A 24,247-nucleotide genomic window follows, 5' to 3' on the forward strand; every position below is an offset into this window, starting at 1 on the left:
CGTCAATCTACCAGTTCTCTTCAGTTAACCCCGCATTCTAAAGCGACTGTCTTCAGGATAACTCTACTTATACTAAAACTACCGCGGAATACATAACAGATATGCATATCTGAAGAAACGGATACCCATGAACGACTTACTACGTAACTGGATTCCCCTCGTCAACTCCCTCCTGTCCCGCCTCTCGATCCACCCGAATGAACATGATGAATGCCGGCAAGCCGCCCTACTCCGACTTTGGAAATCAATTGAAGAAGGAAAGGTCATGACCGTCACCTTCGCCCGGATTCGAGCAAAAGGGGCGATGCTCGACTACTTAGCGACCCGTAACCGGACGCTTGCGACTGAAGTCGCAGTCGAGACGATGCCGGAGCTTCCTCGGACCCCGAACGTCTCCTTTCATTATCTCCTCAGCGAACTTAAACGGGATCTGTCGAATAAAGAGTACACGTTTCTCGAAGCCTTGATGCACGGTACGGAAGAGACACTCGGTTACTCCCCGGCGCGACTCCGTTCATTGAAGTCGGAACTCCGGCAGAAAGTCCAGTTCCTCCTCGGATGATGACTTACTATCAAGAACGCCTACTTGCGATCATCGAACAGGCGGACTATCGCCCCTTGACGAAAAAAGCCTATCGCTCCGACGTACGGCATCTCTGTCGCCACGTCGAACGGATCGACGTCCCGTCGCTCCAACGCTATGGTAAGCTCCTACGCGACACGTACGCTCCAGCAACTGCCGCTCGACGGCTACATGCGCTCTCCATCCTGTTCGATCAACTGGTCGCGGAACGTTCGCTCCAGACGAACCCGTTGGCACGCGTTAAAAAACCAGTTCCCGCACCCTACCGGCGCCTTGCCTTCACGTATGACGACGTCCACCGTGTCCTCGAGACGATTCGTGATGAGACCGTCTACGCCTTTAGCTTTCTTCTCCTGCACACGGGACTGCGGTTTTCGGAAGCCCGTGACTTACAGCTCGCAGATGTCGATTTTACACGCGATCAGTTATTCGTCCGAAGCGGTAAAGGCGATCAATCACGTCAAGTTCCGCTGCATCATACATTACGTGATGTACTGACGCGTTATATCGAGACGATTCGTCCTGATGTCCTGCCGCTGTTTTGCGAAGATAGTGGACGACCGGTCAATCCAGCAAAGCTTCGCCGTGTCTTAAAAGAAGCAAGCGAACGATGTCTCGGACGGATCCTGCGACCGCATGACATCCGGGTCACGTTCGCAACGACACTTTATCACGTGCATCAGACGGACATTCTAACCATCATGCGCTTACTCGGTCACAGCGATGTTCGGACGACTCAGCACTACGTCCTACCGTCGCACGACATTGCCCATACGTCAGTCAATCGACTCAAGCGGACAGACGATTAAGAACGTCCCGGACGTAATTCGTCTGGCTACGGATGTATCCTTCCGTCGTTGAGATGTTGGCGTGACCAAGCAGACGCTTTATATCGAGCAACTTCAACCCTGCCTGCTGATAGAGATAGGTCGCATAGGCGATCCGGAGCATATGCGGACGGACGTGACGCTTCAAGGACGTAAATCCGACCTCGCGCAATGCCTTTCTCGCCGCATGTTCGTTAACCATCCGCCCAGTAACGGACTGAAATAAGTAGCCGGTCGTGCGCTCCGCTAAAAATAGACTGATCTTATCGCGGAGTGCTTCCCCGATCGGAACGGTTCGTGTCCGCCCGCCTTTGCCGTAACGAATGTACAGTTCACCTTTTACTAAATCGAAATCCTGCACTGTCAACAAACGGGCCTCCATGAAGCGGAGGCCCGTTTGGCTGAGCACCTCGAAGAAGAGGCGATAGGTTGGATTTTGAATCTGTCGGATTATTGGGATTAACTCTTCACTATCGTGATACGTCTCATCCTGCAAACGTTGGTGGACAATCGGACGGATCTCAATCATCGGATTCTTTTTGATGCGTCTCTGCTCGACGAGAACATTACCAAGCCGACGCAAAACATGATATCGTCGCAAGATCGTCGATGGTTTATAGCGTGCCTTCATCAAGTGAAAATAACGCTGTAAGGACGCAACTGACCAATCGACGTGATGACTTCTCATTTGCCGAAGGTCGCTCCGATACGCCTTAATCGTGTGCGTTGCATATTTCGAATGCGTCAATAGATACTGATCGAGATAGTCATAGTGTGTCATGGATGGCTCCTCCTTTAGATGGCGACTGACGCGATGAACAATAAAACCGCACGACCAATTTCCAATGGATTATCAAGAATCGCTTTCCCTAAACACTTAATAAGCGAACAAAAAAATAAGGAAAAAAGTTACAATCTTATTGAATCCCTTTCCGTTTCGGATAGGAGAAACCACGTATATGTACTTACCCCGATTCACCCATCATTGATTCCACCCAAAGGAGCCTACTTATGAACACGGATAACGATTATCTCGGTAACCCCTCGGATATTCTCGTCACCACTCATGTCTTGGAAGAAGATTTACGTGACGTCATTGCGATTGAATTTAAAGACTTTTGGCACCCGAAATTACGGATCACCCCAAACGAGCTCGTCATCACCGGTTCGACTGTTTCAACAGAACATCGATTCGCCCACCATAAACCGTTCACCCTCACGATCGCCCCGTTTCGCATCTGTCATAACATCATCTCTTTCCACATCTACGACATCAGCCCGGCATCGCAAGAGCAGACAATTCTGAACATACTAAAGGCGCATCCGAATGTGTCTTACAGCTACCACATGATTCATATTCAACTCTTACCGTGTGATTTCGGTAATGAATTCTTCCATACGCTCCAGTATACGAAACTACTCGATCATAAAATCCTCGTCGGTCTCCATCTGTAGCTCACTTCCAACACATTTTTTATTTGAAATTAAAGTACGATTAGGTGTTTTTCCCCAAAAAATCAACTTAAAAATAAAGGCGACACACCGATTACTCACTAGTGTGTCGCCTTTCAAGCATCATTCTTCGTTTTCATCTAAAACTGATTTACTTGACTAACACATGAATCGTTTCCGTGTGAGCGGGTCGTTGAATATCCTCATGAAATATCGATTGTCATCTGATGTGATAAAAATAAGTACCGGGTGAAGTTGTTTGCGTTCTAATTCGTAAAGCTACCGGTTTATCACCATCTGTTCTTAGTGCGTTTAATATCCGCAATTTCATATGATTTCATCAATCACATTCGTGTAAACATCGCTCTCTTTGCCATGTGACGTGCTGAAATAGTCGTCACCTACTTAAAAGGTGACGTCTACTTTATTTCAAAACGAAAAATGAATCTCTTTTAGTTGACGAATCCGTTCTGTATCTTCAGCATACTCGCCTGCCTCATGCCAAGATCCTGACTCTCCAAACTTTCCTTGATTCGACAAGAAATTATAGCTACCGATGACTAAATAAGTCTCATCACACATCAAGAGTTTGAAATGGGTATTCGAAACATGTAACTTTACTTTCCCTGGGTAGCCTTTTTTCAGCCACCTATTCTTCAAGTCTTTCGCGACCTTTTCAGACGTGACTGCTCGATCGTCCCGCATTCCTTTATCCATTCCAATACCATAGACGATTTTGATATCCACGCCACGTTTGAGTGCCGCCTCTATTTTATTCTTCAGGTTTTTGTCTCTCAGTAGCCAATTCCCTAACCAGGGACTGACAATACAGATATCAGAGTGTGCTTCATCAAAAGCGCGATAGAATAAATCCTTCATCTGTTGGTTTTCAACGTAGTGCCGATTCATGGGTTTCACATCCTTCAGTTGTAAATCCTGAATGATTTGCCGCATCGTCTCGACGTCTAATCCGTCAGACGATTTTTCTTTCAACAGTTCCAAGACTTCTTGTAATGTCTCATCTTTGCTCTCATGAAGACGAAGAGCCGTCTGTAAATCAGCCATCATGGCTTCCGACTGTTCAGCTGTCACGTCTGCAGTTCGATCAATCTTCCCATTCAATCCTTCAAGATCTTTCCTCATGTGCAGCGAATGATTTTCCATCATGGCGTGCAGTTCAGCCATTTTTTGATTGGATGACGATTCCGTTCTTTGCATGACGTTCTCCATCGTTCGCAACACCTGCTCCATGTAATGATCCATCTGCATCATCAGTGCTCGTGTCAATTCGTGTTCTTGACGTGCCACGTCCATGGTAGGTGTTGATTTATAAGCAACTATTTCTGTAGCCTCAGGAGCAACTTGTACTTGCTTTGACAAAAGATTGATTACGATAAAGCTCATACATAAAAGGACGACATAGAGTGCCGACAGCAATTGATCAAATAAAAAGAAATGGAACATAGTCAAGAGTGTCATCACGGCAAGTGTCATATAGGCGGTTCGTTGATCATAGTCGCGCTGTATGTACCAGGTATAGACACTGATTAGACCGAGGATCAGTAACATCACTAAACTGATTCCCGCAGGAAATACCCATGGTAAAAAAGATACCAATACATTGACGATGAGTAATTGTCGTTGTGTCATGAGCGTCTCCTTCAATCTACTAAAACTTTATCAATGATGAGTTCGAGTTCATCTTGATAGACATCGACGGTCGCTACGACACGAATCGGAAAACGAGAAGTCATCGCATTTTCAATGCGCTCTTTTCTTCCCTTGATCTCATCATTGTCGGCTTTGAATAAGACCGCTTTAATCTGTGAATCGTCTTGCGTCAACTGCAAGAAGAGATGTCCTTTCTTCTCTGTTACTTGCTCGACCATTCCTTCGACGACGACTTGTGATCCACGGTCTGACGATTTAATGGATGAAATCTGACGTGTTTGCACCGTCTCTGCTTTTTTATTTGTGACCTCCACATCACCTAACGTCTCCGGTACGAGCTCTAACTCACCTTTGTATTCGGTTACTTTTCCTGTGATTATAGCTGTAGCATGAACGGGGTACGACGTAGCATCTGGTTGTAATGTCGAAAATAACGGAATTTTCAGTGACTGTCCATTTTCACTCTCGACCGTCAAGAAAATATGCCCCTTCGGATGAACATATTTCGAAACAATTTCGGCAGAGATCGTCTTCGTTTGTCCGATGTCGTCATTTGTGAGACGCTCGCTTTCTTTTGTCTCCATCACGACGAGATCCTTTGGGGCTTGAGGAATGATTTCAATCTTTCCTTGGTATTCATTCACTTCCCCTGTAACAGCAATCTTCTGACCGACACTCATTTCTGTCGCATCAATCGCTTTGTCTTTAAAAATGGGCACACTGATCGTTCCAGTCGTATCTTTGACTTTTAGAAAGACATGCCCTTTACTCATGGACCGATCTAGAATCGTTCCCGTAATGGTTTGTTGTTGCCCTTTCATCGAGGAATCAATCGTCGCAATCGTCGTCGTTTGATTCTCTTCCTTCGTTTCATCCGCTTTTACAGACGGGACGGGCTTTGTTGCGTTGTTTGAACTCGAATCAAACAGATTTAACTTATAGATCGCTCCCCCGACGAGTAATATCAGTATGCATGCAGTCACTACGATGAACGTTCCTTTTGATTGTTTCACCTAAATTCACTCCTTAAGAAATCTCTAGCTAATATTTATTTTTGTATTATATTTCTAATTTTACACAACCATCCAAATCCTCATATTTATTTTCTGTACAAGTGGTCAATGTCTATTTTTTCAATACAGTAACTTTCAAAAGTTCATTCTGCAGATGTTTTTTAGTCTAATACCTGTCCACATCTTTTATTATTAAGTAAGTCTATCTAGCGGAAGGTATCTTCGGTATCACTAGTATTATTTCCTTGGCAATGATTTCAGTAAAAGAAGACGAGTGATCGCTGCATACGAATGAACCTTACTCGACACACAGCACTTCACTTTTGGATGAACAATAAAAAGACATCATAATAAGCCTAAATCGGCTCGTTATGATGTCTACAGCATCCATGGGTACACTTCTTATCTTTTCTTTAATGAAATCATCACTGGAATGGTTAGAAAAAGAGCGCCTAACGCTACGTATATAATAGTCAAAGCTTGCATCGCCTCAACGACAATACTTCCTGAAATACCATAAGCTAGCTGCAATTGATCTAATTCTCGATACATATTGAAAAAGACGAGTGCAGATAGCAATGTAATACTACACGGGATGATCCATACTTTTTTCTGATTCGTTTTAATCGATGTCGAGAGGAAAACAAACTGTATCACCACAATAAGAAGAATCGGCACGAATACCGACATCACGTTCTCTTCGCTTTGGAAGAAAAATCCTCGATTGTGTTGCTCTTTAAAGTATGCAGAATAGATCCACAAGCTGATCAAGTAAACAATCAGACTTCCCCACATCATAAGTCTAATCAACGGACCATCTGATGTTCTGGTCACGATGTTTTGCTGCTCATAAAAATTAACCGGCTTTTCTTCGTTCAATTTTTTGAGTTCTTCATATTGAACCTTGTTTCCGCACTTCGGACAATACTCATACTGTTTTTGAATACTCGTTTGGCAACTCGAACATGTCGTCATCTTCCTGTCCTCCTCATCCTTATTAAAGATACGATTCATTATTCAGGAGCTGACTCAAACAGATGCAAATATCGGACATATCCTTTTTCATCGTAGACTACTTCTAAAGCATTCTTCTTTTTGACAGTATAGAGACTTATTTTTTTGATTTGATGTTGATCAAGCGCGCTGTTCCCTCGCATCAATTTCGAAGACAACGCCGGGTCGAATCGGTAAGACTTCTTCGGTTTTCCGAAAACATCCATTATTTGTTTTTCACTAATATCGTTCCGTTTTTCCGTACTCATCGGTAAAAGTATTTCGTCCACAGTTTTCTTATTGCGATATGTTCCGTACAACGCATTCCCTTTAAAAATACCACTCGTATAGACTTTTCCTTGGTAATAGAACTTTCCATTCGTTCCTTTTACTTTAGAGTAAGAATCATACAACTTATGCGAAGCCTTCACGAACGTTCCGGTTTGATTCAACATATTCTTCTGAGACGTTAACCATTTCACGTTCGTTATGTTTGATGCTTTTTTGACGGTTAATGAAAGTGTGGCCGTGTACCCTTCATATGTCCCTTTGATTGTTACTTTACCAGGCGATTTTCCGATTAACTTCCCATTTGAGAAGTAAGCGATTTGTGAATTATCCGAGCGCCACGCGACTTGATTCGTCAATTTCGTTTTCGTACCGTCTTTCGCTATTGCGACAAACGTCGGCGTCATATCATTTCGAACAATCAATGAATTAAAGTCTGTACTAATCTGTGCGTTCACAGTTCGCTTTTTTAAGTTTTTCGTATCGTAGACACGAACCGGGTCACCTGTCGTAATGATTCTAGACGAGTTTTCGTTAAAGGCAATCCGTGACTCGTCTAGATTTGTATAAATCCGCTTCGCTGTTTGCATATCATATAAGATTCCTTTAGAAGTACCAAGGAACATGCCACTCTCGTCTAAATCAATATCATCGTAGGTTTTCAGTGTCGAGAGGACCGACTTATTGTATGGACTCTTAGACTGATAGATACGGGAGCTATACGTATTAAAAACAAGCGTATTCGATCGTGTCAGATCGTATGAGATGATATTTTCTGATGGTAACACTTCCGTTATCAAATCTAAGTTATGGTTCATGACACGAATCGAGGTGTTATCACCAATCATGATGTAATCATTCGATACTTTTAGCGCACCATATGTGTCAATCCCGCGAGCAGCTAATACCTTTTCACTATTCAGGTCATATAAGAAAATATGGTCGTCTGATGCGATGACGAGTTTCGAGGAGTTCGGCAAAAAGTTCACTTTGATCCCGCTATTGAATCGATACGTCTCTCCATTGTATTCAAGACTGTCAATCGTACGAATTTCGTCTCCGAACGCATCATAAATCGTAAAGTACGTGTGCCAAAATTCTTTGGCGATGAATTTCGACTCGTCCTTACTAACATCTAGCAATGTGTCCCCCGTAGGATTTTTCCGTAATAATATACCTGTTTTTAAATCAAAGAGCTTCGTTCCTTCGTAATCAGAGTGATACATCGTATTGCCTCGAATGATCATGTTATTTTCAGTCACATCGTTTTCTTTAATCTGAGCGACAGTTGGCAGACTGACACTTGCTGATGCTGACATTCCAGGGTACAACAGCGAAATCACTACAGCTCCTGCTATCATTTTTTTCATTTTTTCATCTCCTTATTCTTCAACGGCTATCCTACATATTATAGAAAAACTAATAAAAATAAAGGATTAATTTGAAATATAAGGAAATAATATTATTGAGTGTAGATTTTATATACTTTAACCAAATAAAATTTAACAATAAATTGTAATAATGTTTTTTATTGTATAATATATAGGCGAGATACAATGTTTCGCATGGATCAAAGGATTTATTTCGACACTTATTCTAATAGAGGAGGTCTTGTATGAAAGGACTACACACAGTTCCATCGTTCAAAGAAATTTTGATGGAAAAACGTAGAGAACTATTAGGTACATCTCTTGTCGTTCTTATCATTCTGATGCAAGTAACGACACAACTAGTAAACTTTTTAAAAAAGGATGAAGTACACGGTTTATATACCTGTGTAATGCAGAATAGGAGTGCAGACTTGTGTAACGAAAAAATTACACAGTTCTACACTCCTTTTGCAAAAAAGGAAACGGACTTTCCAGTATCCATAAATTCATTCTAACGTTTAAGTTGCGAAACAAGGAAATTAAGAATATTAAAAAATATAAATACTATTAATATTCCTAATTATTTTTAATTATCGAACAAATCGTAATTAATAAACAAGTTATTTTCAATAACAGTTTTAGTCGTTTCTATCATAATTATTTGGCGTGTTAATAAAACCAGCAATAAAAAGATAATTATTATTATTTTTTTTCTAAGTTTGAAAATGTGTAAGTATGATGCTATCAAGGCATAATTTATCAACATGATTGGTCTAGTATATCTTTCAAAATCTAACGTTATAAACATAAAAGGCATTAATAAAATATTAAAATAATTTAGCCAAAGTACTCTATTTACAATAAATTCATTAGTTTGAGAATTAATTAAGTTAATTATCCAAATTAAAACAATTATAAAAAATATTGTTAATAGAGAAGTTGTAGAACTTATTTCGTATTTTATTTCATTACTTGTATAAGTTTCAAAACTCGATATATTTAGTTTACTATAAAAGAAATCAATTAAGTTTATTTTGGTAAACAAACTTAATATAGTGACTCCACTGAAAACAGAAAAGACTAATTGTAGTATCAGTTTAATTCGGAAAAAAACTAGATTGTATATTAAAAAAAATAATATAGCTTTATGAAATAGTGATGCAAATAAAATTAAAAGTGTATACTTAAAGCCATTATTTTTTTTTGTAATAATATACTTTAACGCAAATATTACAATTGAGTATGCGAAAAAGTATCTTATTTGAAATACATCATAGAAAAATGGTGAAATCGAATAGCAAAGCAGAATCAAGTTATAATTTTTAGTTAATTCTTTTATTGTAGAAAATATTAGAAAAAATGAAGTTAAAGAAACTAAAATTAAAAAACCGTTATACTCAATACCAGTTAATGAAATTAATTTCATTAACGCCATATAAAAATAATCTGTTGTATATCCAGCGATATTTCCAATTGATCCACCGTTGCTGAAATGCATATATAATCCTTCATAAGCTTTGTAGTCACCATTTAATCCGTTTTTATTTCCTGTATTAGTCATAAAAATAAACAAAACAATAAGATACATAACAGAAATCAAGTTAGAATTTATTTTTTTAAATGAAAAATATGCATTAATAAAAAACAAAGAAATAGAGACAGGAAGTATTATGTTCTCTATTATACCAAATGCTAAACTTCCTCCAATTATTAAACTAGTTACTATCGAGAATACAATAATTGTTTCAATACGAATTATATCTGTAAATTTTTCTTTAGTATCCCCTTCTATGTTTTTCATATTAAAGCCCTCATTCCATCTCCACAATAAATTTCTATTAATCACGACTATATAAATCCCGTGTATAGACCTTCTCTTCCACATCACTTAACTCTGGATGCATACGATTCGAAATAATGATATCCGATTCTTGCTTGAACGCTTCAATGTCACGAATAACACGTGAGTTATAGAACGTATCTTCCGTCAACACTGGCTCAAAGACGGTCACTTCAATTCCTTTTGCCTTGATCCGTTTCATGATACCTTGGATCGATGACGCACGGAAGTTGTCCGAATCCGTCTTCATCGTCAAGCGATAGACGCCGACGACTTTCGGATTTTGTTTGATGATTGTATCCGCAATATAGTCTTTCCGTGTCCGGTTCGCTTCGACGATTGCACCGATGATGTTGTTCGGAACATCCTCATAGTTCGCAAGTAGCTGCTTCGTATCTTTCGGTAAGCAATATCCACCGTATCCAAACGAAGGATTATTATAGTGATTACCAATCCGACTATCAAGTCCAACACCTTCGATGATTTGCTTCGTATCTAAATTTCGCACTTCCGCATATGTATCAAGTTCATTAAAGAACGCAACACGCATCGCAAGATAAGTGTTCGAAAAGAGCTTGATCGCTTCTGCTTCCGTCGAATCAGTCAATAAGACAGGAACATCTTTCTTCACTGCCCCTTGTAGTAATAAATCAGCGAACTGTTGCGCGCGCTCTGAACGTTCTCCTACGACGATTCGTGATGGATAAAGGTTATCATGCAATGCCTGTCCTTCACGCAAGAACTCTGGTGAGAAGACGATGTTCGGTGTATCGAATTTCTCTTTTAATTCTTCTGTATAACCAACGGGTACAGTCGATTTGATAACCATCGTGGCATCCGGATTAATCGCAAGTACCGTTGCGACGACGCTTTCGACTGTCCGTGTATTGAAATAATTGCGTACTGGATCATAGTCTGTAGGAGTTGCGATGACGACAAACTCTGCTTCCTTATAGGCTTCGAAGTTGTCCGTCGTCGCGTGTAAGTTCAATTCCTTATGTTGAAGGAATTTTTCGATTTCTGCGTCAACAATTGGTGACTTACGATTGTTAACCATTTCGACCCGTTCTTTAATGATATCAATCGATGTGACTTCATTATGTTGTGCGAGTAATACGGCCATCGATAGACCGACGTATCCTGTTCCTGCTACTGTGATTTTCATAGCACCATCACTCAATTTCTTGTTTGATTTTTTGTTTCTGCTTAAAACGTTCTAAGGCATCCTGCCAAGTCGGAATTTTATAACCTGTACTTTCAACAGAAGAGAGTGACAATATACTTTTCATCGGTCTTTTGGCTTTTTGCGGAAATGCATCAGAGTTACAAGCTAATACTTCCACAGCTTTCTCTTTAAGAATTTCTTGGGCAAAGGCGTGCCATGAACAAACACCTTCATTTGAGAATTGATAAATTCCGCCTACTACCTCTTGGTTTACGATAAACCACATGAAACGTGCTAAGTCTTCTGAAAAAGTAGGTCTTCCCAATTGGTCAGATACTACATTTAATTCACTTATTGATTCCGATAGCTTTAACATCGTGTATACAAAATTATGACCATGAATTCCAAACACCCACGATGTTCGAATAACAAGTCCATCTTCCGCTAAAATCTCTTGAACAGCTTTTTCTCCAGCTAATTTTGCTTTACCGTACTCATTTAGAGGATTAACAGCATCTGAAGTTTCATAAGACGTTTCTTTTGTACCATCAAAAACATAATCCGTACTTACATAAATCATTTTGGCATTGGCTTTTTTAGCAGCTTTTGCAATAATCTCAGTCCCTGTCTCGTTCACTAACCAGTTCTGTTTCTTGCCCTCATCTTCTGCCGCTTCAACATTCGTATATGCAGCAGCATGAAGAATCCAGTCTGGTTGAATCGAGTTCACGATGGTTTGGACTGCTCTTTCATTCGTGATATCAAGTTCTGATTTTGTAAAAGCAGTAACCTCAAAAGCTGAAGCGTCGATTAACTCAACAAGATCTTTTCCTAATTGCCCATTGGCACCTGTTATAATGACTTTCTTCATTTAACTAGTGTCGCTTTTTCTTTGAGTGGACGCCACCAAGCTTCGTTTGCTAGATACCAGTCGATAGTTTCGATAATTCCTGTATCAAATGTATATTTTGGTTTCCAACCGAGTTCTGTTTCTAATTTAGCTGGATCAATCGCATAACGACGATCATGTCCTAAACGATCTTCTACATACTTCACTAGGTCAGAAGAAACATTCAAACGTTCCACAATCAAGTCTACGATTTGGTTGTTTGTTCGTTCGTTATGTCCACCCACATTGTAAACTTCACCCGATTTTCCGTTATGGAAAACTAAATCGATTGCCGCACAATGATCGGTTACATGCAACCAATCACGGATATTTTCACCATCACCGTAAATCGGCAATTCTTTTTGATCCATTGCATTGGTAATCATCAATGGAATGAGTTTTTCAGGGAAATGGAATGGACCATAGTTATTCGAACAGCGTGTAATATTGACATCCATGCCGTATGTTTCAAAGTAAGACCGTACTAACATATCTGCTCCTGCTTTAGAGGCCGAGTAAGGGCTGTTTGGTGCAAGCGGCGTATCTTCAGTAAAGTATCCTTCTGCACCTAAAGAACCGTACACTTCGTCTGTCGATACTTGTACATATTTTTTTAGATTATGTTTCCGCGCAGCGTCGAGTAACGCAAGCGTTCCTTGAATATTTGTTTCAACAAAAACTTCTGGATTCAAAATACTGCGATCAACGTGCGACTCAGCTGCAAAGTTGATGATTCCATCTATATCATGCTCTTGAATTAATTGATCTAATAATTGACGATCAGTGATGTTTCCTTCTACAAACACATAATTTGGATTGTCCATAACATCAGCTAGGCTGTCTTTATTGCCTGCATATGTAAGCAAATCTAGGTTAATGATTTTATAAGTAGGATATGTATGTAACATATGACGGACAAAGTTACTTCCAATGAATCCAGCTCCACCTGTAACGATAATATTCATGATTATTTCCCACTCCATTCAAAGTTGTTTTCTGCTTGTTCAAACGTCGGATGTTTTGTATCTTTATCCGAAAGAATTGGATTAGAAATTGGCCAGTTAATATTTAGTGCTGGATCATTCCACTGAATTCCTCGGTCGTGTTCAGCTGAATATAATTCGTCAACTTTGTAGAAAACATTCACGTCCTCAGTCAACGTGCAAAAACCATGTGCAAATCCTTTCGGAACCAATAGTTGCCGTTTATTATGCTCGCTTAAAATAAAGCCTTCCCACTCGCCATAAGTAGGAGAATTTTTACGCATATCCACAACGACATCATAGATGGCCCCTGTACCTACACGAACTAATTTTGTTTGTGCTTTTGGGTTTAATTGATAGTGCATACCTCGCAAAACACCAGCCTCTTTCGATAACGAATGGTTATCTTGAATGAAATTATGTTTAATACCTGCCGCATGAAAAGTTTCTTCGTTATAACTTTCCATGAAAAAACCACGGTGATCACCAAATACTTTTGGTTCAAGTAATAATACGTCTTCTAATTTACTTTTAATTACTTTCATAATTGAATACCTTCTTCCTGAGTAAATCGGTCTTTCACAGTGTTAGCGACATGCAAAAGGTATTGCCCATATGCATTTTTCTTTAAAGGTTGTGCTAAATCAATCAATTGTTCTTTTGAAATGTAACCCATGCGATACGAAATTTCTTCTAAACAAGCAATCTTTAATTTTTGTCTACGCTCAATAGTTTCGATAAAAGTAGACGCTTCAAGTAACGACTCATGAGTTCCTGTATCAAGCCATGCGAAACCTCGACCGAGAAGCTCAACACGTAATGAATTGTCTTCTAAATAGCACTTATTCAAATCAGTAATTTCAAGTTCTCCTCGAGGAGAAGGTTTCAAGGATTTTGCAAATTCGACCACCCGATTATCATAGAAATAGAGCCCAGTAATGGCGTAATTACTTTTAGCGACTTTTGGCTTCTCTTCAATTGAAATAACATTTTGTTGCTGATCAAATTCAACAACACCAAAACGCTCTGGGTCGTGTACATGATATCCAAACACAGTAGATCCTGACTGTAAGGAAGAGGCTCTTTGTAGAAGTTCTGTGAAGCCATGACCATAATAAATGTTGTCGCCTAAAACAAGCGCCACTGAGTCACTTCCAATAAACTCATCGCCTATAATAAATGCTTGTGCTAAACCGTCAGGAGATTCTTGAACTTTATAAGATAGTGTTAACCCCAGTTCTTTCCCATCTCCAAGAAGTTGTTCAAATCGTGGAGTATCTTCTGGCGTAGATATAATCAAAATTTCTTTGATTCCAGCTAACATTAGTGTTGACATAGGATAGTAAATCATTGGCTTATCGTAAACAGGTAAAAGTTGTTTTGAAATTGATTTTGTTAACGGGTATAAACGAGTTCCACTTCCACCAGCAAGAATAATACCTTTCATTTCTAATCACCTCATATAATTAATAATCAGATTTCTTTTATTTAATACAAAATAAAATATGAATAAACACATCGCAATTATGATTATTTTAAATGTCATGCCAGTATAGAAAAGGTATAGTATCGAAATTAAAATTATTAACTCATAAAGATTCCTTTTCATCATGTTAATATTTAACATTATATCTAAATATACATCCGCAATTAATGATTTTAATATAACCGTCATACTTAAAGATAAAATTAATAACGTAATATTTGGATAAACAAATGAAAATAAATATGCAAAAACAATATTAACGATACTAGTAAAAAAGTTTATTATAAATAAAATTTTTTCTCTTCTATAAACCTTTAAATATGTTGAATATATTAAATTCATTTTTCCGTCATAAATTACAATTGGCAATAGCATGAGCAAAAAAGGAAGTCCATTTTTATATTGTGGTAACCATGAATTTACTAAACTATAAAATGGGATGTATAAAAATATAGAACTCAATAAAACTAAGCTTAACGTTTCTTTTAACTTCACAAAAATTTTTTTTGCATCTTCCTCTGCGACTCTTCTTAAAGCTGGAAATAACACTAAGCTAATTTGATTTATAAACATCAACAAAAAGCTTATAAAAACTAGTGAAAAAGAAATTATCCCAAATGTTTCTATACCCCATTTTTTATCAATAAAATATCGACTTGAGCCAATTATCAAAAGACCTGATAAATTTGAAAATAGCAATGTTATACCTACTTTTATATTGTTTAAGATCTCTTTTGATAAAATATAGTTATTAATATGTTTAATTGATTTTATTCTTATTTTTTGTTTATAAATATATATTAAATATAGTAAATTAAATATTTTACTAACGAAAAAACTTGCAATATAAAACAAAAAATTTGAATTCCCTATAAAAACCAAAATTAATATAAGTAACATTAAGATAACTTTTTCAAAAATTACTGATTTAGAATACTCTTTTATCATATTTGCAGTCTGTAATATATAAGTGAAGAATGAAACACTGTTAATTATAGGAATACTTGCAGCTACCAAATATAATACAAAAAGTCGATTAGAATCAGATTCCATAAATTCGAAAATAAAGAATAGAAATGTACTTGAAATTAATATTTGAGTAAAAATCATAATCCCAAATTGACTTTCAATATTTCTGGTATTTATCTGATTTATTTGTATTCCACCGTATCTCAAATAAATTCCATCAATTAATCCGAAATGAAATATTCCAACATAGCCTACGTAGAATAAAAACAATTGCCAATACCCAAAATTTTGAACATCAAGAAATTTTGGTAATAGTAAAATTAAAATCATATTTAGAATTAGAGAAAAGAGTTGAGAAGAAAATATATGGATTATTCCTACTTTTATGTTTTTAACATCAATCAATGTTTTTCACCATTTCAAATTCGAATTTTATTTTTCCCATTCTTGATTTCTTGTAATCTTTATGAGCCTTAAAAATTAACTTTATTTTCTTTATTTTCTGGTCTTCTAAAAAGATTATTTTTTGTAAGTGATTTATTATGCCAGCTATTAGTTTTAAATTTTCCAAGTTATTTTTTTTATTCTTCTTTTTATAAAAATATAATCTATTTCTATAAATATAATAATGCCTTAATGGCGAATGTTGAAAAAAAACCTTCCCCATTTTTTTCTTAGTTTCACCTAAATATTGATTCATTTTAGAATCACTAACTATTACAGTATCTATATTTTTATTTTTCAAACTAAAACAGTAATCAAAGTCTACTCTATCTATAAAATAGTTTATATCAAATCCACCTATAATTTTAAAAAACGATAGATTTATGAAACTTCCAGACGAAATTGTCCAATCTACCTTACGTATTTCCAAAATGTCATTGCTATCTTCTTTATTAGTAACTACATGATCATAATGTATTTCGGGCGAATAAACCCCTATTTTTAAATTTTTATTTTTCTCTATAGTCTCCATAATAATTTTGATATTTTCCTTTTCAAAAAAACTATCTTGATCTAACAAACATATATAATCCATTTTTAAGTCAATAGATAATTTGCACATTTCATTATACGCTTGAGATAATCCATCGTTACTCTGATTCCCTATATACTTCACGTTGTACAACATAATTTTGCTTTTTGTTTTTTTTATTGTTTCTAAGTCTTCTGTATTATCATATACAATAATTTCATCAAAAATCTGTTTATATATTTCTATCTTTTTATAATCCTCTTCTTTCGGATTATAAAAAACAACACCTGCAGCGTATTTCATATACTCATCCTTAATCAGAAGTAAATTTTTGAAATATTATCATTATAAATATCTGGAGTTTTTTTTGAATGGTTATACCATTTGTATGGCGCTATTATCGTCTTTTCTTTATTGTAAGATAGATAAGATCCCCACCACGAAAATGAACTATTTGAAATAATAAAATGATCGCAATTATACATTAATCTTAAATTTTCGTAATCGTTAAATCCTTCAACATATTCTACGTTCGAAGGAAGATTAAATTTCTCTTTTACTAAATTTACATCATCACTGAATATAAATAGTTGAGCCTTTGGAAACTTTTCTTTCATAACTTCTATGCTCTTTAAATAATATTCCTCTGTACAAATATTTAATAATTTGGAATTAGTATAGTCTGATCCGACTCTCATACTTACAGCTATAGATTGAGTTTTATTTATATTTTTTAAAACTTCCTCTTCTCTTTTAGACGGAGTTCTTTTAACCCTAAATGTTTCAAAAATTGTATCTTTCACTTCTTCAAAATACTTTTCACTTTGAAAATAACCGTATACCCACTTATTTTTTTCTTTATGAACTAGTTTAGATTCTTTATAAAAATAGCTATCAAAATTGTATAATAGGTTGAATTTTCCTAATAAATAAAACATTGTTATACCAATTTCATCATTCTTCTTTATTAATTTTATAGCTCTTTGAATATAACGATAAATATTTCTTGATAATACATATTTATATCGGTCTTTTTTAGGTATTAAATCCCAGTTTAAATTTTTAATGTATTTTGTAGCTTCAATATTATCAAATGAGAATGAACGAACTTTATATTTTTCGTAAGAAGACAAATCTACATATATCTCTTCGTCATATTTTTTTGATAATTTTATTGCATATGCCATTTGAAATAATTGATTTCCTAAACCACCTATTGATCTTAAAATGATCAATTAAAACACCTCAATACTGTTTTAAATTGTAGAAATAAAATCTTTAAATTTTTTACTGTAATCTCTTTTTAAAAGCTTTGAACTTATTTTAACTTCTATGTCTGTATTGAAATATTTAAATGCTTCTTTAATAACTAAATCTTTCTCAAAATCTTTTAACTCTCGATCTATATAGAAGATAAGATGTCCTCGCTTATTTTGTATTGCTTGATAATTTAATGTAAGATCTGAATTTAAAGCTAAATTTTTAAAAATATAATAAAAAGTAAGACTAGGATATTTGTTCTTAAAACCACTAATAGACTTACCAACTCTCCCTTGTACATCATCAATAATTGGGTGACTGACTCCACAGCTACATTTTTTTTCGTAATTTATTTTTACGCTATCACCCAATTTATATCTTATTATAGGAAAAGATTTAGAAAGTAAATTAGTTACTATAACTTCTCCTTTTTCCTCCTCTACTATTACATTTTCGCTAGTAATATGCATATTCCCATTTTTACATTCAAATGCAATTATTCCAGTTTCCGCTGCACCATACTCACTTATCATCTTTTTACCAAATGCTTTTTTTACTTCTTCTTGATAACTATCATAAATTTTTTCTGACGTTCCTTTTACCATCTTAAGATTAGTAACTTTAATATTTAGCGAATTTAATGTTTTAGCTACTTCGTAAATCATTGAGGAGTATCCCTCAAGATATTTTGCTTTTTTTAGTTTCAAAGAAAAATCAATGATTTCTTCTTTTTTATAAGAGAAAATCCTGAATCTGTTTAATAAAAAATCTAATAATTTTATTTTTCTAATTGATTTCCCAGAAAAATCATAACCCCAAAAATATCCGTTTTTCTCCCATGGTTTTACTCCATGCCATGAATATCCTCTAAGTTGAGCTGCTCTATGCCTAGCATCCCACTCCTTAGTTCTATAGAAAATTAATGGTTCTCCAGTACTACCAGATGTTTCAGAAAATATTAATTTTCCTACTCCCTGAGTAATCTGAATATCAGAATTATGTTCGAGCAACTCTTTTTTAGTAATTGCAGGTATTTTATCCAAATCTTTAATACTTTTAATTCTTACATCTATATTTTTATATTTCTCATTTAAATAACTTGAATTATTAATTGCAAATTGTATCAATTCATTGAATTTTTTTACCTGATATTCTTCTGTTTTTTTATTATCCCAGTATTGAGATTTTTTTAAAAAATCAAACGAATTAAACAGTAAGTTATTTCTAAAAGCCACACCCAATTTAAATATAATTTCATTTATTTTTCCCAAATAAATCATCCTTTTGTAAAAACTTTTTTTACAATCCAATAAAATGTTAGATAAACTGATTTCATAAAATTCAAATCTTCAATTTTTCTATATACATACCAGTGGTATTTCACCAGATCAATTTTGTTGCTTGAAATTGATCCTGACCTAATTCTATGGCTAGATAAAGTTTCTCCTACGTTGTGTAGTTTCCCTGATTTTTTAATGACTTTTAACCACATAACGTAATCATTTCTTTTTTTTATATCTTCAATATATGTTTTCCCTAAGGATTGACAGTCGTAGATTACAGTAGAATTACCACAATTGTTTTTTAATAGTTTTTCATAAGTCATAGAAGTTGGATAAAGAACTTCTTTATTTAAATCTATGTCATTTTCATCTATTTTATTATAGTTAGTACAAGTAAAAGTTAATTTATTCTCTCTCATATATTTCAATTGAATTTCTAGTTTGTCTTCAAACCAAACATCGTCACTATCTAAAAATGCTAAATATTTTCCTTCAGCTTTTTTTATTCCAGTATTGCGAGCAACGGCAGCACCGGAGTTCTTATCCAATAAAATATACTTTATTTCACTAAATTTTTTTTGGTAATTTTCGACTATTTTTTTTGTTTCATCTTGCGAACAATCATCTATTATTATTATTTGAAAATTTTGATATGTCTGTTTTAGTACAGAGTCAATTGTTCTTTTTAAGTATTTTGCTGAGTTATATGTTGGAATAATCACTGAAACCATTTCCTTGTTATTTGACAACTTTTTTTCACTCAAGACAGCTTTCACCTTCCGATTTATAAATTGATTGATCAAAATCTATAGTTTGATATTCAAAACTAACTTTCGAAAATTTTTTGTCATAAACTAAATCGCCAAATATTTTGTTGACAGTATTATTTTTTTTCATAATTTTAAATATTATCATATTAAAAATACTTGTTAAAATATATTTTTTCTTCTTAGATTTTCTTATTTTTTTATAAATATCTGTTGTACAAACATATTTAGTGTTTTGTGGATGGAAAATTCCACTGATTTCCTCTTCTACTATATTAAAAATAAAGTTATTCAAATTTTCTATATGAATCATACTTCTTTGGTTGTTTATATTTGGGAAAATAAATGTTTTACTAGATATTTTGGACAACTTAATGTAATTACCGCTGCAACCAAATCCATAAATCATAGGTGCTCTTATTATTGTAATTTTAAAATTTTCATCTTCCATATTACCTAGAACTTTTTCGGCATCAAGTTTTGATTTCCCATAATCATTAGTTGGATTCAAAGGAGTGTTACTATTAATTACACCTTGATCTACACCAAATACACTCATTGAACTAAAAAAAATAAAATGTCTTACTCCGGATTGTTTTGCTAAAGTAGCTATGTCTCGAGTTAAATTTACATTCACTTTATAATATTCTTCATAATGAACTTTTCTTTTATGCACTATTGCTGCTGTATGAATTACAGTATCGTATTTTCTAAAATCAATTTTTAAATATTCTTTATTTTTAATTGAAGCAGACTCTATATTTTTTTGCTTACTTTTAAAAAAACTCACTACCTCTTTAGATACATAGCCGTTTTTTCCAGTCACCAAAATATTTCTGTTTCTCATCTATTTATCCTCTTACCATTTACTTCGTTTAACGTCATCTTATTTGGACCACCTTCAACTACTCCATCACTTTTTATTACACTGAATATAGTTTCAATAAAACAACGTGTATCCATCACAATCCCCATTCGGCTCACATAATCTCCATCAAGTTTTGCCTTCACTTCAATCGGTAATTCGTCACGACCATTGATTTGGGCCCATCCTGTCAAGCCTGGCAATGTATCATTCGCTTTATATTTATCACGTTCGTCTATTAAGTCATATTGATTCCATAAAGCAGGTCGGGGTCCAACAAAACTCATCTCACCTTTTAAGATGTTAAACAATTGTGGTAATTCATCTAAGCTTGTTTTACGTAAGAACTTCCCGACGCGCGTAATATAAACATCCGGATCAGCAAGCAAATGAGTCGGTGTATCTTGTGGTGTTTCAATATACATAGTCCGGAACTTCAAAATGTTGAAATGACTTTTCTTCAACCCAACTCGTTTTTGTTTGAAGAAGACAGGTCCTCGTGATTCAATTTTTATCGCCCCCATGATGCATAAAAACACTGGTATCAATACGATACATGCCACAAGTGCTAGGATGAATCCTAACAATCGTTTCACTGTCATATAACTCATTTGCTTTAGCTCCTTATGTTCATACTGTTTTTTGTTTTTTTAGCGCAACATCGTTTGCAATATCAAGTAACGTATTGCGTAGTTGCAATGGATTCAGTTGATGATTTTCAACCATACGAAGTATTTCTTCAATCGGTTCAGCTTGCTTCGTTCGGCCTACAAAAATCTTTGGATAAATCGCTTCTGGATCGACTTCTCCATCTTTTAATAATTCCTCATACATTTTTTCTCCTGGTCGAATCCCTGAGAATACGATTGGCATCTCGTCTTCCGTAAAGCCACTTAACTCAATCATGTTTTTCGCAAGATCAACGATTTTGACTGGTTCACCCATATCAAGGACGAAAACTTCTCCACCGTCTGCTAGAATGCCTGCTTGAATGACCAAACGACTGGCTTCCGGAATCGTCATGAAGAATCGCGTCATCTCTGGATGGGTCACCGTGACTGGTCCCCCCGCTTCAATTTGTGATTTAAAGAGTGGAATGACGGACCCACGACTTCCAAGAACGTTTCCAAAACGAACGACAGCAAACTTTGTCTGACTCCGTTTCCCTAAGTCTTGAATGATCATCTCGGCAATTCGTTTCGTCGACCCCATGACGTTCGTCGGATTGACCGCTTTATCCGTTGAGATCATGACAAACCGCTCAACTTGATGACGATCGGCTACTTCTGCGACGTTTTTCGTACCATAGATATTGTTTTTTACCGACTCATACGGATTTACTTCCATTAACGGCACATGTTTATGAGCGGCTGCATGGAAGACAACATCCGGTCGGTGTTGTGCAAACACTTCGTCGAGACGCATTTGGTCTTGTACATCGGCAATGATTGGCACAAGATTGATTGCTGTCTGTAAACTGCGCAGTTCCCGTTCAATTAAATAGATACTGTTTTCGCCGTGACCGAGTAATATTAACGTCGTCGGATTAAATTGAATGATTTGGCGACAAATTTCTGATCCAATCGATCCACCGGCTCCTGTGACCAGGACCGTTCGTCCTTCAATTTCACTTCGAATCCCCGAGATGTTCAGTTCAACCGGTTCGCGTCCGAGTAAATCTTCAATCGATACATCGCGAATCGCGTTGACCGAGACTTTCCCCGTCACGAGTTCTTCAATCATCGGTAAGGTTTGAACGTTCTTACAGAGTGTCTTCGCTTCCGTGATCAGTTCGATTCGCCGTTGCTGTGACAACGAAGGAATCGCTAAGACGATGGCTTCAATTTTATGTCGCTCGATGACTGCCTTTAAATCCTCCGTCGTTCCTGCAACTTCAATTCCTTGAATCACGAAATGCATGTTTTTCGGATCATCATCGACAAAAGCAACTGGCTTCAATTCATGAAACGGTGAGGCATAGAGTTGACGAACCAATGCCCGCCCTGCACGCCCCGCACCAATGACCAACGTTCGTTTTCGTGACTTGATCATACGCCGTGGCAGAGCATATTTCCGCCAGTGCTGTCCGATTCCAAGCAAACGTAATGCTACGCGGATCGCTCCAAGTAACAGTAAAGAAATACAAAAACTTAATAGTGTGATACGTTCTAAGACTTGACCAAAGAATAGAACTTGGTACACTATTAAGCCGATTGAGCTGAGTGCCAGAGACAATGATAATGTCATTGCCTCCTGTACACTCGCATATTTCCAGTTAACACGGTACAGTTTCATAAGAAACGCGACTGTGATGAAGAGTAAAGCAAATACCGTCGCTGACTGAACTAAATCACGACTGTCGATCAATAAAAATAATTCCTTTGGATATAAGAAAAAATATGTAAAGCTCATCGCAACCATTAATGCACAGGCATCCATACATGCCAGTAAAATCGTTCGGTAATAGTAATACTTCTTCACGAACATTCACTCCTTTCAACTAATATTTGGAATGCTGATTTTCAGACAAGCGATCGTGTTTTGCGTGCTTGCAACAGTTCTTCCATCATTTCTGCTACGTCTGCTCCTAGGTCTTCTCGATTTAACGCAAATTCAAGTGTCGTTCGAATGAATCCTAATTTTTCACCAACATCATACCGTTTGCCATCAAATTCATAAGCAAAGACCCGTTGCATTTCATTGAGTCGCGTAATCGCGTCCGTCAATTGAATTTCGCCACCTGAACCAACTTGTTGTGTTTCAAGATATTTAAAGATTTCTGGTGTGAGTAGATAACGACCTAAGATCGCCAAGTTCGACGGAGCTGTTCCAGGCACTGGTTTTTCGACGAATGATTTCACTTTATGTAATTGCTCTGAGATGCTCGAGCTTGGATCGACGATGCCGTATCGGTGCGTATCTTTTTCAGGAACTGGCTGCACACCGATGATTGAACTATTCGTGATTTCATACTGTTCGATTAACTGTCGCGTACACGGAACTTCAGCCTGCACGATATCATCACCAAGCATGACAACGAATGGCTCATTGCCAACGAATGCTTTCGCTTGAAGAATCGCATCCCCAAGACCTTTTGGTTTCGATTGACGAATGAAATGAATATTAATCTTCGTTGTCTCTTCGACTAAGTAAAGTAATTCTGATTTATTCTTCGAAATCAGGTTCGCTTCCAGTTCCGGTACGGAATCAAAGTGATCTTCGATCGCGCGTTTCCCTTTACCAGTGATAATCAAGATATCTTCGATTCCTGATTCAATGGCTTCTTCAATGATGTATTGGATTGTTGGTTTATCAACGATCGGTAACATTTCCTTCGGCATCGCTTTTGTCGCTGGCAAGAAACGTGTTCCGAGTCCCGCTGCTGGAATAACTGCTTTTTTTACTTTAATCACATAATCATCTCCTATATATAATTTCGGTTTCCCAAATTATATCTAACATTCCATTCTTTATGTAAAATACAATAACACAGGAAACATGCTGTTTTCCATAAAGTTTTCCATAATTTCATAATGTAAGCGTTAACACAGAAAAAAGAGAGTGCCA

General features: G+C 36.2%; 24 protein-coding genes. 4 read left to right on the forward strand and 20 right to left on the reverse strand.

Annotated elements, in window-relative coordinates; translation table 11 throughout:
• Positions 1-127 precede the first annotated feature (127 nt).
• The gene (locus VJ374_RS13900) at positions 128-562 is read left to right on the forward strand and encodes a sigma factor (RefSeq protein ID WP_029342674.1); all 435 of its coding nucleotides are present in this window, start codon (positions 128-130) and stop codon (positions 560-562) included.
• Positions 559-1,392 (forward strand): tyrosine-type recombinase/integrase, encoded by an 834-nt coding sequence (locus VJ374_RS13905; protein ID WP_329469240.1) that lies wholly within the window; start codon positions 559-561, stop codon positions 1,390-1,392. Before VJ374_RS13900 ends, VJ374_RS13905 begins: the two co-directional genes overlap by 4 nt.
• Here VJ374_RS13905 and VJ374_RS13910 read toward each other — a convergent pair.
• Positions 1,373-2,191, reverse strand: coding sequence for a tyrosine-type recombinase/integrase (locus VJ374_RS13910; RefSeq protein ID WP_329469242.1), 819 nt, complete (start codon positions 2,189-2,191; stop codon positions 1,373-1,375). The genes VJ374_RS13905 and VJ374_RS13910 overlap by 20 nt on opposite strands.
• Before the next feature lie 230 nt (positions 2,192-2,421).
• Between VJ374_RS13910 and VJ374_RS13915 the strand changes: the two genes are divergently transcribed.
• The gene (locus VJ374_RS13915) at positions 2,422-2,865 is read left to right on the forward strand and encodes a hypothetical protein (protein WP_329469245.1); all 444 of its coding nucleotides are present in this window, start codon (positions 2,422-2,424) and stop codon (positions 2,863-2,865) included.
• 426 nt (positions 2,866-3,291) lie between these two features.
• Here the strand turns inward: VJ374_RS13915 and VJ374_RS13920 are convergent, their stop codons facing one another.
• The 4 genes from VJ374_RS13920 to VJ374_RS13935 all read right to left on the reverse strand — a co-directional run bounded on the left by VJ374_RS13920 (position 3,292) and on the right by VJ374_RS13935 (position 8,197).
• Positions 3,292-4,512 carry a phospholipase D-like domain-containing protein gene (locus VJ374_RS13920; RefSeq protein ID WP_329469246.1) on the reverse strand — a complete coding sequence of 407 codons (1,221 nt, stop codon included), beginning with the start codon at positions 4,510-4,512 and terminating at the stop codon, positions 3,292-3,294.
• An 11-nt stretch (positions 4,513-4,523) separates the two neighbouring features.
• The gene (locus tag VJ374_RS13925; protein WP_329469248.1) at positions 4,524-5,546 is read right to left on the reverse strand and encodes an exodeoxyribonuclease VII large subunit; all 1,023 of its coding nucleotides are present in this window, start codon (positions 5,544-5,546) and stop codon (positions 4,524-4,526) included.
• A gap of 402 nt (positions 5,547-5,948) precedes the next feature.
• Positions 5,949-6,521 (reverse strand): zinc ribbon domain-containing protein, encoded by a 573-nt coding sequence (locus VJ374_RS13930; RefSeq protein ID WP_214805550.1) that lies wholly within the window; start codon positions 6,519-6,521, stop codon positions 5,949-5,951.
• A gap of 38 nt (positions 6,522-6,559) precedes the next feature.
• A complete protein-coding gene (locus VJ374_RS13935) occupies positions 6,560-8,197 on the reverse strand; it encodes an Ig-like domain-containing protein (RefSeq protein WP_329469249.1) in 1,638 nt (545 codons plus the stop codon).
• 245 nt (positions 8,198-8,442) lie between these two features.
• Between VJ374_RS13935 and VJ374_RS13940 the strand changes: the two genes are divergently transcribed.
• Complete coding sequence (locus tag VJ374_RS13940; protein ID WP_329469250.1) at positions 8,443-8,712, forward strand: hypothetical protein; 270 nt, start codon at positions 8,443-8,445, stop codon at positions 8,710-8,712.
• Positions 8,713-8,783: 71 nt separating this feature from the next.
• On the opposite strand, the gene VJ374_RS13945 is transcribed toward VJ374_RS13940, so the two are convergent.
• Genes VJ374_RS13945 through galU form a run of 15 tightly spaced genes read right to left on the reverse strand, consistent with a single transcriptional unit; the run spans position 8,784 to position 24,090 of the window.
• On the reverse strand, positions 8,784-9,998 hold the full coding sequence (locus VJ374_RS13945; protein WP_329469251.1) for an EpsG family protein: 1,215 nt from the start codon (positions 9,996-9,998) through the stop codon (positions 8,784-8,786).
• 37 nt (positions 9,999-10,035) lie between these two features.
• Positions 10,036-11,202 carry a nucleotide sugar dehydrogenase gene (locus tag VJ374_RS13950; protein ID WP_329469253.1) on the reverse strand — a complete coding sequence of 389 codons (1,167 nt, stop codon included), beginning with the start codon at positions 11,200-11,202 and terminating at the stop codon, positions 10,036-10,038.
• Positions 11,203-11,209: 7 nt separating this feature from the next.
• Positions 11,210-12,073, reverse strand: coding sequence for a dTDP-4-dehydrorhamnose reductase (gene rfbD / locus VJ374_RS13955; RefSeq protein WP_329469255.1), 864 nt, complete (start codon positions 12,071-12,073; stop codon positions 11,210-11,212).
• Positions 12,070-13,056, reverse strand: a complete 987-nt coding sequence (rfbB, locus tag VJ374_RS13960; RefSeq protein WP_329469257.1) for a dTDP-glucose 4,6-dehydratase — start codon at positions 13,054-13,056, stop codon at positions 12,070-12,072. Before rfbB ends, rfbD begins: the two co-directional genes overlap by 4 nt.
• Before the next feature lie 2 nt (positions 13,057-13,058).
• Complete coding sequence (gene rfbC / locus VJ374_RS13965) at positions 13,059-13,619, reverse strand: dTDP-4-dehydrorhamnose 3,5-epimerase (protein WP_329469261.1); 561 nt, start codon at positions 13,617-13,619, stop codon at positions 13,059-13,061.
• Positions 13,616-14,521, reverse strand: coding sequence for a glucose-1-phosphate thymidylyltransferase RfbA (gene rfbA / locus VJ374_RS13970; RefSeq protein ID WP_329469262.1), 906 nt, complete (start codon positions 14,519-14,521; stop codon positions 13,616-13,618). The genes rfbC and rfbA overlap by 4 nt, the downstream gene beginning before the upstream one ends.
• Before the next feature lie 6 nt (positions 14,522-14,527).
• Positions 14,528-15,934 carry an oligosaccharide flippase family protein gene (locus tag VJ374_RS13975; RefSeq protein WP_329469264.1) on the reverse strand — a complete coding sequence of 469 codons (1,407 nt, stop codon included), beginning with the start codon at positions 15,932-15,934 and terminating at the stop codon, positions 14,528-14,530.
• On the reverse strand, positions 15,927-16,808 hold the full coding sequence (locus VJ374_RS13980; RefSeq protein ID WP_329469266.1) for a glycosyltransferase: 882 nt from the start codon (positions 16,806-16,808) through the stop codon (positions 15,927-15,929). The genes VJ374_RS13975 and VJ374_RS13980 overlap by 8 nt, the downstream gene beginning before the upstream one ends.
• A 14-nt stretch (positions 16,809-16,822) precedes the next feature.
• Entirely contained in the window at positions 16,823-17,740 is a 918-nt protein-coding gene (locus VJ374_RS13985) for an alpha-1,2-fucosyltransferase (RefSeq protein WP_329469268.1), read from the reverse strand.
• A gap of 21 nt (positions 17,741-17,761) precedes the next feature.
• The gene (locus VJ374_RS13990) at positions 17,762-19,036 is read right to left on the reverse strand and encodes a phenylacetate--CoA ligase family protein (RefSeq protein WP_329469269.1); all 1,275 of its coding nucleotides are present in this window, start codon (positions 19,034-19,036) and stop codon (positions 17,762-17,764) included.
• Between the two features lie 5 nt (positions 19,037-19,041).
• Positions 19,042-19,779, reverse strand: a complete 738-nt coding sequence (locus VJ374_RS13995) for a glycosyltransferase family 2 protein (RefSeq protein WP_329471062.1) — start codon at positions 19,777-19,779, stop codon at positions 19,042-19,044.
• Between the two features lie 25 nt (positions 19,780-19,804).
• Positions 19,805-20,662, reverse strand: a complete 858-nt coding sequence (locus VJ374_RS14000) for an NAD-dependent epimerase/dehydratase family protein (RefSeq protein ID WP_329469271.1) — start codon at positions 20,660-20,662, stop codon at positions 19,805-19,807.
• Positions 20,659-21,291 (reverse strand): sugar transferase, encoded by a 633-nt coding sequence (locus tag VJ374_RS14005; protein WP_329469273.1) that lies wholly within the window; start codon positions 21,289-21,291, stop codon positions 20,659-20,661. The genes VJ374_RS14000 and VJ374_RS14005 overlap by 4 nt, the downstream gene beginning before the upstream one ends.
• A gap of 19 nt (positions 21,292-21,310) precedes the next feature.
• Complete coding sequence (locus VJ374_RS14010; RefSeq protein WP_329469274.1) at positions 21,311-23,161, reverse strand: polysaccharide biosynthesis protein; 1,851 nt, start codon at positions 23,159-23,161, stop codon at positions 21,311-21,313.
• Positions 23,162-23,202: 41 nt separating this feature from the next.
• Positions 23,203-24,090 (reverse strand): UTP--glucose-1-phosphate uridylyltransferase GalU, encoded by an 888-nt coding sequence (galU, locus tag VJ374_RS14015; protein ID WP_329471064.1) that lies wholly within the window; start codon positions 24,088-24,090, stop codon positions 23,203-23,205.
• Between the last annotated feature and the right edge of the window lie 157 nt (positions 24,091-24,247).

Source organism: Exiguobacterium sp. 9-2 (assembly GCF_036287235.1).
Classification (GTDB): Bacteria; Bacillota; Bacilli; order Exiguobacteriales; family Exiguobacteriaceae; genus Exiguobacterium_A.